At 53.1% G+C, this 12,664-nt stretch carries 9 protein-coding genes; 4 read left to right on the forward strand and 5 right to left on the reverse strand.

What is annotated here, in order from left to right; all coding sequences use genetic code 11:
* Nucleotides 1–21: 21 nt before the first annotated feature.
* The gene (locus tag RC85_RS00800; protein ID WP_068257956.1) at nucleotides 22–1,737 is read right to left on the reverse strand and encodes a ferredoxin; all 1,716 of its coding nucleotides are present in this window, start codon (nucleotides 1,735–1,737) and stop codon (nucleotides 22–24) included.
* A gap of 329 nt (nucleotides 1,738–2,066) precedes the next feature.
* Here RC85_RS00800 and RC85_RS00805 point away from each other — a divergent pair, with 329 nt between their 5' ends.
* The 4 genes from RC85_RS00805 (at nucleotide 2,067) to RC85_RS00820 (ending at nucleotide 7,498) form a co-directional block, all read left to right on the forward strand.
* Nucleotides 2,067–3,353, forward strand: a complete 1,287-nt coding sequence (locus RC85_RS00805; protein WP_235033387.1) for a tetratricopeptide repeat protein — start codon at nucleotides 2,067–2,069, stop codon at nucleotides 3,351–3,353.
* A gap of 125 nt (nucleotides 3,354–3,478) precedes the next feature.
* The gene (locus RC85_RS28160; RefSeq protein WP_200836788.1) at nucleotides 3,479–4,438 is read left to right on the forward strand and encodes a hypothetical protein; all 960 of its coding nucleotides are present in this window, start codon (nucleotides 3,479–3,481) and stop codon (nucleotides 4,436–4,438) included.
* A gap of 109 nt (nucleotides 4,439–4,547) precedes the next feature.
* A complete protein-coding gene (locus RC85_RS00815) occupies nucleotides 4,548–6,143 on the forward strand; it encodes a GumC family protein (RefSeq protein WP_068257958.1) in 1,596 nt (531 codons plus the stop codon).
* The gene (locus RC85_RS00820; protein ID WP_068257959.1) at nucleotides 6,140–7,498 is read left to right on the forward strand and encodes an O-antigen ligase family protein; all 1,359 of its coding nucleotides are present in this window, start codon (nucleotides 6,140–6,142) and stop codon (nucleotides 7,496–7,498) included. Before RC85_RS00815 ends, RC85_RS00820 begins: the two co-directional genes overlap by 4 nt.
* Nucleotides 7,499–7,575: 77 nt before the next feature.
* Here RC85_RS00820 and RC85_RS00825 read toward each other — a convergent pair whose 3' ends face one another.
* The 4 genes from RC85_RS00825 to RC85_RS00840 form a co-directional block, all read right to left on the reverse strand.
* Entirely contained in the window at nucleotides 7,576–8,562 is a 987-nt protein-coding gene (locus tag RC85_RS00825) for a sigma-54 interaction domain-containing protein (RefSeq protein WP_068258006.1), read from the reverse strand.
* Between the two features lie 229 nt (nucleotides 8,563–8,791).
* Complete coding sequence (locus RC85_RS00830) at nucleotides 8,792–10,765, reverse strand: hypothetical protein (protein WP_068257960.1); 1,974 nt, start codon at nucleotides 10,763–10,765, stop codon at nucleotides 8,792–8,794.
* A gap of 115 nt (nucleotides 10,766–10,880) precedes the next feature.
* Nucleotides 10,881–11,357 (reverse strand): hypothetical protein, encoded by a 477-nt coding sequence (locus RC85_RS00835; RefSeq protein ID WP_068257961.1) that lies wholly within the window; start codon nucleotides 11,355–11,357, stop codon nucleotides 10,881–10,883.
* Between the two features lie 12 nt (nucleotides 11,358–11,369).
* On the reverse strand, nucleotides 11,370–12,656 hold the full coding sequence (locus tag RC85_RS00840) for a vWA domain-containing protein (protein WP_200836789.1): 1,287 nt from the start codon (nucleotides 12,654–12,656) through the stop codon (nucleotides 11,370–11,372).
* Between the last annotated feature and the right edge of the window lie 8 nt (nucleotides 12,657–12,664).

Raw genomic sequence — 12,664 nt, forward strand, 5'->3', positions numbered from 1 at the left:
TTGGTTCTGTTGAGAACCGATTTAGCAGCCGCAACCTGTTGCTGCGGGAGCTGGAGCAGGAGCTGGACTCGAGCATCCGCAACCGGTGGCTGCGGGAGCAGGAGCAGCACCACATCCACAACCAGTGGACGAACCACCGACTGATGATCCACAACCACCACCAAGGGCACCGGTCGATCCGCCGTCACAGCATGGGTTGATGGTTTCTTCGACCAAGCGAGGAACCATCTTGCATACTTGAACTTTTTGTTCGACGGTTTCGGTGTAAGGAACCGAAACGGTGTACTCTTCGACTTGCTCTTCCGCAACGCGGTCGTAGCGAGTCGTTTGGTAAGCTTCCATGGTGTACTCGGGCACGTTGTAGGTGTACGAGACTTCCTTGGTGCGTTGCTCAGTTTTGTAAGTCACGTGAGGAACGGTTTCCGTCTTGGTGACCGTGGTGTAGGTCAACTCTTTCCGCATGCGAGTTCGCTTTTCGTCGTTGTACTGAACGACCTTGCGAGTACGAGTGCGTTGTTCATCAGCGTAGACAACGGTTTGCTTGGTGCCGGTGCGAGTTTCGCAGCGGTAAGCAATCGTGGTGCATTCGTAAGGAATTTGAGTCGCTTGTTGTTCGTAAACGGTGTAGTTAACAACTTGGCTCTTCGAGCTGCTGGTCGTAACAGGAACCGTTTCGGTGACAACGTTGGGAACCCAAACCTTCTTGGTGATGGTCGTGGTTCCGCAAGAAGCGGCACCCATGCCGTAGCTGCCAACGCTGCTTCCGCATCCGCCAACTGAGCTTCCGCATCCACCGGCGCTGCTTCCGCATCCGCCGTACGAACTGCCGCAGGACGATCCGCAACTGCTGCCGCAGGACGAACCGCAACTGCTTGCGTAACTGCTTCCGCAGGACGAACCACAACTGTTGCCGTAGGAAACTGATCCCGAACCACAACCGCCACCGTAGGAAACGTTCATTGCAGCGGGTGCTGCAGCAACTTCAACCACTTGCTCTTCAAAGTGGCCGTAGTCCTTGGTAACGGTTTGCATGGTCGTTTGAGGAACACAAACTTGGATCGTACGTTGCTTGGTCACTGGGACCGCGTTCACAACGGTACGAACTTTTTGCTCAGTCACAGGATAAGGAACGTTCACGCTGTACGTGAAAGTCGAATCTTGAAGCTGAGGAACCTTGACGGTGTAAGTTTCAGGAACGTCAACCAATTGAGGAACACGCACGGTGTACTCTTCAGGAACTTCATTCCAAACTGGAACTGATTCTTGAACTTGCACGGTCTTCTCAGTCTTCACTGGAACCAAAACCGAATAGTTGATGGTTTTGGTGTCAGTCTTAGGAACGTTGACGACCTTGCTGCGATACTTCGTTTCGGTCACGGGAACGGTGTTGTAAACCGTCTTGGTGCGATAACGAGTTTCTTGACGAGTCTTTTGAACGCAAACCGCACGGGATTCGGTAACGTACTTGGACTCCATGACGACTTTGTAACTGGTCACAGGTTCGCAGAGCGATTCACCACTCATGGCGGTGCAACCCGAAACTGCTTGACCAACATCAGCGGCACAGCCGCTGGAAATCACCGATTCACCACATCCTGATCCTGCGCTGACTGTAACAGCACCGGTCGAACATGGGTCACTGCATCCGCCACATGGGATACAGTTGCCGGCTTGGCTAATGCCGGCTGATGCCAGCACAACGGCCGACATACTTACCAAACTTGCAATCCACTTCACTGAGATCTTCCTTCAACTTGAAAGGGGGGAAATACCATCTGTCAACTAACCAAAGACTGATTGCCGACTCCCCCGAGCAGCTTAGCATTCGAGACTAAATAGCAAATTTTGACATACAACCGTTCACTTCTGATTTTTTGGAAAATTCCTCATTTAAGTGCTCATCGATTCAATCGCCATAACCCTGATTTATGCCTCTGACCCGCGTTTTTTTGAGGGTTTGGTGATCGCCAAGTCATTGAGAATCCGTGTGCCAAATTAGCCTCAATTGAAAGACACCCATCATCGGCTTTCCGCCGGCCATGTAACAACGACCAGGATTTCTCGCTGTGAATTTTCGCTACCGCCTCGCTGCCATCGCTGTTGTATTTGCGGCTGTTTGTTCATCAGCCGCGTCCGCTACCGCTCAATCGGCTGAACCCGTCGTCGCCAGAATCGAAATGAAGCTGGCCGTTGATGATGAAGTCGTCAACGTCATCGAGAAGGGTGATTTGTTGACCGTCATCGAAGAACGAGATGACGATTACGTCATCGTCACCCATGACGGATCCAAGGGAGCGGTCGATAAGAACAACGCCGCACGGATCGCGGAGTCTTCGGATATCTACACGCAATTGATCGAAGAGTTTCCAGAGGAGGGCCGCTACTACACTCTGCGAGCTGCTGCATGGTGGGCACTTGGAAAGACAGAGCAGGCGGTACTCGATTTCGACAAAGCGATCGAATTGGGATACACCGAAGCACACGCCTACACCAGTCGCGGTTTGTTCCATGCTGAAATGGGAAGCTTTGACAAAGCGATTGCAGACTATGACAAGGCACTTGAAGTTGACCCCGAATCGATCGCGCCGATTATCAATCGTGCCGCCGTCCACATGAGCCGCAAGGACTTCGACAAGGCGATCGCGGACTACACGCTGGTTTTAAAGACCAAGAAAAACTCAGCCTCGATTTTGCATCAACGCGCGATCGCTCACAAAGCCGCTGGTGAAATGGAGCAAGCCGTTGCAGATTTCAGTCGGATTCTTAAGAACAACGACAAGGATCGACGTGCCGTCATGGGACGCGGTTACGTGCATTTCCAAAATGGCAACCACGCAGCAGCGATCGATGATTTTGCAAAAGCAATCGAACTGGATCCGTCGGATGCGGTCGCATGGAACAATCGCGGTTACAACCTGTCTCGTTTAGGTCGCGATGCCGAGGCGATCAAGGACTACGACAAATCGCTCGAAATTGCCCCCAAGTATGCCTTGGCGATGCAAAACCGAGCTTGGTTGCTGGCGACGTCTGAAAATGAAGACGTTCGTGATCCAGAAGCAGCGGTCGAAATGGCAAAGGCCGCTTGCGAGTTAAACAACTTTACCGGCGTCAGTGACTTGTCGGCCTTGGCCGCTGCTTTGGCGGCGAAAGGTGAGTTCAAGGAAGCGATCGGCTGGCAAGAAAAAGTAGTCGAAATGGTCGCAGAGCCCTTCAAAGAATTCGCCGAAAAGATCCTGGTTCGATATCAGAACGAACGACCCTTCGCATTGGATCCCGACAAAGCCAACGCCGAAGATAAAAAGGCGGCTGAATTGGAAGGCAAGAGCAAGGAACAAATGACGAGCACAAAGTAGGCTGCTCTGAGATCAGTTACTGGTAGGACCAGTTACAGGCAGGATGCCGTTTGCTCGCGACCGGGTTAGAATAAAGTGGAATGTTCAGTTTTGCATTTCACTTTTCGTCTTCCCCAGGGCAAGCCATGAAAATGCTACCAGTTGCGATCGTTGGTTTGATCGTCAGCCTTTTGTTTCAATCCGGTGCGGAAGCTCAATTTCGGCACGGCCGGTTTGGTGGCGTCAACATCAACGTCCCGCTAGGCGGATTTGGTTACCGTGGTTTCGGTCCGGGATATTACGGTTACCGAGGCGGCGGGTTCGGTTTCGGAAATCCCGGTTTCGGATACAGCAGTTTTCGCTACAGCGGCTTTGGCTACGGCGGACTTGGCTACGGCGGACTTGGGTACGGCAATTTCGGTTACCGCGGCTTTGGGCATCCTGGGTTTGCGCCGCACGTGGGAATTCCGGTCTATCCGGTTTACAACTATCGCGTCCCCATTCGTCGCGTGCCAACTTACCGAGTTCCAATCTACTCGGCTCGCGTCCACGCCCTTGATCGCTTCGTTGAACCGCCTGGTTCGTATGTCTACCCACAGACCTCAAATTATCGATCCGCCCGCCCTGTGGTTCCAGGAACCGACGCTGTTGTTCCGGGAACAGACTTTAGCAACTTGGTGCCCAGCGACTTGCGGGCTGACGAGGATTCGCTGCTGCAATCGGCTGGCTTGTTGAGGCAATCGTTGGCGCGGCGCAGCAACGATGCTGATATCTGGTTGGACTATCTGAACCCCGACCTGATCATTGACACGATCCAATCGGGTGGCGATGGATCTGATTTGCAGGATTTGTTGAGGAATTATGATGGGCTTTCGGGCAATTCAGATCTATCGGATCTTTGGATCGTTCCAGGATTCCGCCGCACCCATCAGGGGCTGCGTGCCTACGTTGATGACGCGGCAAACCGCGTCAAAACTAGAAAGCCGCCCCAGCTAGATGCTGATCCAGTGCCCGCCCCGGTTGCCGATCCCCAGATGGATGCAAAGCCGGAGTCACGGCTTCATTCACTCCCAGACTTAGACGAAGAACTGCCTTCGCCCATTTAAAATTCTGGTCGCTGGTTCTGAAATTCTTAGGTTTCGCTGTGTTTTGTTGTGGTTAAAGTAGAGACCGTCGATTCACGCCGAATCGCGTTCCTATTTTAACAGTCAAACTATGCCGATTTCTTACCAACAATGGATCGCTGCAATCAGGCAGCATTTGCATCTATCCATCTTTGCATTTGCAGCCGTGATGGGGTTAACGATCCTCGTCATTTTGTTTGCTCCACGATCCTATACGTCCGAAGCAAAACTGCTGCTTCGAATCGGTCGCGAAAGCGTGACGATGGATCCAACCGCCAGTTCGGTTGGCGACCAGTTGAACATGCACCACACCCGCGAGAACGAAATTCAATCCGCGGTCGGTGTGATGCAAAGCCGCGAAATTGTTCAACGCGTCGTTGAGAAAATTGGCGAAGACGTTGTTCTGAAAGGCAAACCGAAAGGAAAGAAAACGTCAGCCGGATCTCGGATTGGGGCGATGTTGTCCGGCGCGATTGGGTCGGTGACCGGGGTTTTGGGAAACATTGATCCCGTGCCAGCGAGCGAAAAAGCGATTCGGCAATTAAGCGAAGGCGTCTACATCGGATCGACTAGCGAATCCAGTGTTGTGTCGATCGCCTACACGACGAAGTCGCCGCAGGTTGCGCAATCGGTTGTCGCCAATTGGTTGGACAGTTTTATCGATCAACATGCCGAAGCGAATCATAGCGAAGGTAGTTTTGAATTCTTTGCCGATCAAGGAAGTGTGATCCGCGATGAACTGGAAAACACCCGCTTGGCTTTAGAACAAGTCAAAAATGATTCCAACTTAGTCAGCGTCGCTGGGCAGCAAAACTTGCTGGAAGCTCAATTGGCAAAGGTTCGTGATTCGATCCTGGATGTTGACGGTGAAATGGTCGCCTTGCGATCGCGAATCGATTCCTACGAAGACATTCTGAACTCAAATGATTCGATGATTACTTCGGCGGTCACGGGAACACGCAACGAAGCCCGAGACATCATGCGTGGCCAATTGTTTGAATTGGAAGTGATCGAAAAGAATCTGCAGAGCAAGTACAAGGACGATCATCCAAAGTTGGTTTCGATTCGGCGGCAGCTTGATGATGCTAAAAAGATTGTCGGTCAACAAGAACCGACGCGTGACGAGGTCACCCAATCGATCAATCCGGCTTATCAACAGGTCGTTGAAAACCGGCTGCTCGCCCAGGCTGAACTGCAAGCGATTGGTAAGAAACGAGAAACGATGTCACGACAGAAAGATGCCTTGGCGAAAGAGATTTCTGAACTCAATCGCACCGAGCGTCTGGTGCGAACTTTGGAAAGTGAGGTCGGGATTTTGGAGGGCCGTTATGCCGAGCATTCCGTCAAGATGGAACAATCCCGACTGAATGATATTTTGGCGACCGAACGAATCACCAGCGTGAATGTCGTCCAGCCAGCGACGCTTCAAATGCGTCCTGTTTCGCCGAATAAGCCATTGTGTGCGGTCGCTGGTTTGCTGGCCGCGACGGCGCTGGCGATTAGTCTTCCGGTCTTGGTCGAAACTCGCAAGCAGCAACGATTAGCCAACGCTGATGGTGATCAAAACAAAGGTTGGGGATTCGATCAGCGAGAGCGATTTGACGCGGGGCATACCAATCAAACCAACGCCAATGAAACAACCAGCGATCCGGCCGTGCCTAAAATGCATTCGGAATCGGTTTCGTGAGTGAGGCAGCGTTTTCGCCAAGTCAGGCAAACGCACAACCGCGTGCGGTTCCCACGGCGGCCAACGAACGCTTGTTGTTTCGGTTTACCTTTTTGGCATTTTGGTTGCTGCCCGTCATGGGGTTCACCATGCCGACCGAATCAAGCACTCATTCTTGGCAGGTGCTCGATCTGGTCAAACTCGTCATCTTGGCGATCGTTTGTTTTGGTGGTGCTTTCACGTTGCACGCCAATTTAGGCCATCGACAGTTTTGGCGGATCGTCGAACCTTTGCTTCCGTTCTACGTCTTTTTTGCCTGGTCTTTTTTGTCAACACTTTGGTCGCCGTTGAAATCGGTGACGATTTTCCAGTGCGGTGGTTTGGCAGCACTGCTGTTCTTTGCAACATCGATTGGGATGATCGCGGTAACGCAGAAAAACGTCTCGAAAATCCTGTTTCATCTCTGCTTGGTTCTGTTGGGTTCGAGCTTTGTGGTCTTGTTGGCATACCTGATTGACCCAACGATGTCTGGGCTGGATCGCAGCCGAATTCACACTGGTGGCGATGGGTTGATTCATCCAACCGCGGCCGGTGCGACAGCGTCGCTTGGTCTGTTGATTCCAACGCTTTGTCACGTGATTGGAAAGTTTAGTTGGGCCAAGAAACTGTTTGTGCCATGCATTCTGATTCATGGCAGCATTGTCATTTTGTCCAACAGTCGTACGGCAACCGGGATGGCGGTGTTGACGATTGGATTCGTTTTGTTTTGGTACAGCACCAATGTCGGTCGCGCCAAAGTGGTCGCGGCGATTGGCGTCATTTGCTTCGCGCTGGTGTTGCTGGATCCAGGATTTAGACTCTGGTCATCGACTGCGGGGGCCAGTGCCGAGTATGTGACACGCGGCCAATCCGGTGATCAACTAAAGGGAGTGTCCGGACGCAGTGAAATGTGGTCCGCGATCTGGAACGAGTACGAAAAAGCGTTGATCATCGGTCATGGATACTTCGTGACCAGTGAAACAGGTTCGCTAGTGGTCTGGAATACTCGACACAATCACACCGCGCACAACTTGATGCTACAGATCTTGGTTTCCACCGGAGCGATCGGCTTCATTGTGTTTGGATTTTCACTCGTTCAGTCCGGACTGGTGGCACTGATGCTGCGACGCGGCAACCTGTTCCAGCACCGCCTGTTTGTGATGGCGATGGTGGCATCGGTTTGGTACTTCGGATGGGCTCAATTGGGCATCTCGTTCATGGGCCCGGTGCGTCCCGAATCGATTGTGTTCTTCAGCCTTTTGGGGATCGTCGTCGGTCAAGCATCGCAAATCAAGACATCGACGCCGGCCGTCAATGGAGATCCTGCCCGTAGCTGATCCCGCCAGGGTTCAGTCACGATCGATTCAGGCTCGACTGAACCCTGGCGGAATCAGCTACGTTTTGGGACCGCTTCTTAGTCGGAATCGGCTAGTCCGTAGTCTTTGATCTTTTTGTGCAGCGTGTTGCGGTTGATGCCCAACCGGGTCGCTGCTTTGGTTTGGACGCCATTGCATTCCAGCAATACTTGGCGGATGACTTCTTTTTCAATTCGATCGACGATCGAAGCGTGAACTTCATCACCAGCGGTTTGACCGAGTCCCAACTGGACGACTTGTTGTGCCATCGTTCCAAAGTCATTGGGCGATCCGTGTTGTGGTAGATCAGCTTGATCCGATCCGTCCACCATGCACCGCGGTAAATTATCCAGTGAAAGTTCATCGGTTTCCGACATCACCACGGCGCGTTCAATGTAATTCTGCAGCTCGCGAACGTTCCCCGGCCAATGGTAGGACTGCATCGCTTCGATGACGCCTTTGCCCATGTGAACGACGTAGCGATCATTGACTTCGTTATAGTGTTCCAGGAAAAACGAAATCAGTGCTGGGATGTCTTCGCGGCGATGACGAAGCGGTGGAATCTCGATCGGGACGACGTTCAATCGCCAATACAAGTCTTCACGAAACCGTTCTTCACGCACTTCGTTCATCAGATCACGGTTGCTGGCGGCAACGATCCTAGCGTCCGTGCTAAGCGTGCTGGTATCGCCAACTCGTTCGAACTCTTTTTCCTGCAACACTCGTAACAGCTTGACTTGCAGCGTCAGCGAAGTGCTGTTGATCTCGTCAAGAAAAACGGTCCCGCCGTGGGCCGCTTCGAATCGGCCGGTTCGGTTTGCAACCGCGCCGGTAAAGGCTCCGCGCACGTGGCCAAACAATTCGCTCTCGAGCAAACTTTCACTCAACGCGCCGCAATTGACGCGAACGAATGGACCACCACTGCGGTGGCTTAGTTTGTGAATGGCGTCAGCGATCAGTTCTTTTCCGACGCCGGTTTCGCCCAAGATCAATACCGACGCATTACTGCCGGCAACCCGCCGGGTGATTCGATACACCTCTTGCATCGCTGGCGAGTTGCCAATGATGTCCGGGATCGGTGGTCCACCAGGGTCGCTGGGTTGATTGCCGAGGATCGCCATGAACAGATCGCGATAAACTTAAACCGTACGCCAGCCAAGTTCCGGCCGGACAATGCATTGAATGGGGAAATTCTTCGTCGCCTTTTCGACGCGACGATAACGGCAAAACGTAATCAGCGGTAGGGAAGATGTCGTATTAGTGCTGCTGAATTGATCAGAGATTTAGCCATTGGCTGGCTAGCTGACGGAATTCGCGGCGCTCCAGCGATGACAGTTCCTGCAACCGCCCGCGTCGCCCGGTAACGGCAAAAACTTCGTCCATCGCGGCCGTGCTTGCTGGTTGCGGGATCAGCACCGTGGGTGCTTCCCAGCGATTTTCCGCGATCTGGACTTCGTCTTCTCCGTAAAGGACGATCGCTACATTCCTTCCACGCGGTGTTCGACGGACGCGGTCAACCAATTCGATCGCCGGGCGGTCCCAAAGCTGGGTTTTTGCCAGAACCAACCGCACATCGCCACCGGAATCAATCTCCGACAACAGGCTTGAAACGGTCGGCACCACCGTGATCTGGAAACCAAGATCTGATAACAAGCCTTCTAGCGAAACGATGACCTCGCGCCGCGTTTCTACCAAAATTGCCAGCGGTTGGTTGGTCAGCGTAACCATTTCGGAAAGTGTTTTTGCGACGTGACTGCTGCCAGCGTAGACCGATTGACGATCACCAAAACCGGGCCGCAGTGACGCGATTTCAGAAACCGCAATCGCCGCCTCAAATCGAATTCGGGGAATCGCGGCACCGGTCGCCAATCGCACCAACGGCGTCTCGCGGCCACCGGATTGTTCCAGCAAGGTCGTGCCATCAAGACGCTCGTCCGCCGCGATCCAGCGAAGCAAACCCAGAGCCGCCGCGTCGTCACCAAGTTTGATCGACTGAGCGATGGACTGTAATAGCAAGCCTTCATCAATCACGAATCCAAACGAATCACGCAAAGCATCGATTTGATCAGCGGTGCCCCATTGAGGATCGATCATCACGCGATAGGCCAAGTCGGCGGCCAGGATCGATCGTTGGTTTTCTGGCGACACGCGACCGAATCGTTTTAGTCTGGCCGCTGCGTCGGCGGCATCGCGATAGGCTGCGGCCAATTGAGTCGTTTTGATCCAGCGCAGCGTTTGCATTCGCTCTTTCGAGCCCGACGATAACGCCCACTGCGTTTGGGTTTGGTCGTCGCGGTCCATCAATAACGCTGCATCACGTTTCTGAACCAGATCTTGAGTGAGCGCGGCTGAAACACGCTTGGGCGATGGAACTTCGCCATAACTTCTTTGCAGCAAACTTGCGGCGATCGATCGTTCCTCGCTTGATGCATCGGGCGCATGCACTGCGGTAAACGCTGCCAGGTTGCCTGCATCAGGATCAAGTCGTCCCAGTGCGATCAATGCTTTTTCTCGTCGGACTCGGTCGCCGTACAATGCGTAGCGATCAAGTGGTTGATAGATACCATCGCCAAAACGCGAATAGACCGGCAGCAGGTTGTCGACGTCCGTCATCGGCTTGGCAAGGGTTAACTGATCGGCCATCGCGCCGATGGAAGCGTTTCCGCCCGCGAACAAAATGCGAGCCGCTGCCAGTCGAGCATCGGAATCCTTCGATCCCAGACCCTTGATCGCCGCCGCGATTCGCTTGGGCGATTGAGTTTGTTGGACCTGTGATTTTGCGAGCGATGCCAGCACCGCTTTTGCTTCGGGACTGACAGCATCCTGTTGATTGATCCGCAGATACTCCCTCGCACCGATTTGCGTCGCCATGTCGGCTTTGACGTCGGTTGGTATTTTCCCAACAGCGACGCCTCGCAGCAGAAGGTCTACTTCCGGCCAACGATTTGTTCGCGAAAGTGCCGAGACCGATTTGGCTAATTGGCGATTGCCCAAGGTGGCCTGCATCAGCAGTTGTTGGGTCAGTGGGCTGACATCGTTTTCGGTTTCAGAAACGTTTTCGGTCGCCGGATTTTTGTTCGGGGCCGCATCAAAGAGAGGATCGCCGAAAAGATCATCCTGGCCGAATGCGGGCGATGAGATTGCCAGGCAGACCATCACGATCAGAGCGCCTGGGATTCCCAAAGCAGATCGCAACGAGGTGTTTGATCGGAAGCGTGAAAATTCGATTGGCATCAAGGCTGGTCTCATGGCAGCGGGATCAATGGTTGGGCTGGTTCGACGGTATGGATGCCATGATAGTCCAGCCGAATCAGCGAGGACACCAAAGACCGTCGGAACAAGAAATGATGCCCCATTCGCGGCTCTATTCGGCTGAATCGGAGCTGATTTCGATCAGCCGTTGCCGATTTTCCCAAAGCACGGATCCTTCGGGAATGTCATTGTCTTTGATCGCTTGGTCTAGCTCAACAATTTTGACCTTGATCGCTTCGGTCCGGCGGTTCCATCGTTCTTCCGCTTGTTCGCGTCCAGGAAGTTCCTTCTGCGATTTCACCTGTTTTTGTTTCTTGAGCAAGTAAAGGAAATCACGATGCTGAGCGATCGCTGCTGCTCGAATTTCTTGAGCCTCGGTGCGCTGTTGCTTTGACGAGATTTCGACGTCAACTTCAGTCGCCGCGGGGCGAGCAGAAGCAGACAGCCTGGCAAATGGCAATGAGAATGCCCAGATCAAAAGCGTGCATGAAACCATTAATGAGATAACGATACCGATAGCCATCCAAGGTCGTCGCGGTTTTCGCGAACGATCGGAGCACTCAGTTTTGTTTCTGTTTGAATCTGACATTTGCAATGTCCCTTACTTCGTCAAGATTGTTGGTAGGTTGTTGGCGATCTCTTCAAAGATCGCCACCAATTCGACACCGGACGCAGCGTGATAATGCTTGCCACCACCAATCGATGCGACCTGCTTCATGAGCACCTGATCTGCACCATCGCCAAATGTCACCGTGTGAATCGTCAAGTTGTAAGTCCCCATTAAAGTGGTTGCGACGGTGTCGGGATTGATTCCTCGGTTGTGCATTCCATCGGTCATCACAACCATCGTTTTGGATGCGTAAGGTCTAGCGTCAGCAGAGATTAACGCACTGATGCCCTCTTGCATTCCTTGGCCGATCGCGGTGGCACCGCTGGTGTTCAAACTAGCGACGGTGTTGCGAATGATCGAAAAATTCTTTTCCAGATTGGTGTCCAACGATGCAGACGACGCATAGCTGGCGACCGAAACTTGTTCTTCTTGACTGGTCGTGTCGAGCACATTCAAGAATGCATCCACTGCCGCAACCAAATCCTGCCATGCGTTGGTGGGAGCGACACCCAGTTCAAAGTGTTCTTCCCATGCCCATTGCTGATACGTCAATGAGTCATAGCCGCTAGCGTAGTAATAGTTGCCCCACCAATCCTGAGTCAAAACCCCCGCGTCGACGCCTGCATCGAGTGCATCCCACGACCAGGGTGAGTCGCCCGCCGGCCAATCGATCTCAATGTCGTCCATCGAACCTGATCGGTCCAAGACTAGTGAGATGTCGCGGTCAACTTGCATCGCAACAGCTTCTTGAGTGGTCTCGAATTCGTGATGCTGCAACACACCGGGAATGATCAAAGGCACCTTACCCGACATCGAATCAGATTCACGTCGTCCTAGCACGCGAAGTGCGCTGGCGACTTCTTGTCCGCTTTCAACGATCGCCGTTGGGATTTGCTGGAAGACGTAGCGTCCCGACAAACCATCGGGCTGAGTCGTCGTACCAAACTGGATCTCACCAGCACCGTCGGCGGTGTTGATTTGCAGCGGTTGAGCGTTAACCATGTTCATCGCGGCGATGTTCGCGGCGACTGATTTGGCTGCGGCAACCGTTTGCGTTTCGCTAAATGCACGACCACCCGCACGGGCAGCAGCGTCGGTCGCTACCATCAATTCGGTGCGTGTGACTTGAATGTGCGCCAGGTTGATCGACACGGCTGCCAGGATTGCCAAAACTGGCAATAGAATGGCCATCATGCCCATCACGCTGCCGCGACGAACGCGAGCACTTCGTAATTTTGTGCGAAGAGATTCAGCGGTGAAATTTGTTTGACTGGTCATGGAAACAC

The organism is Rubripirellula obstinata, assembly GCF_001642955.1.
In the GTDB taxonomy this organism is placed as follows: Bacteria; Planctomycetota; Planctomycetia; order Pirellulales; family Pirellulaceae; genus Rubripirellula; species Rubripirellula obstinata.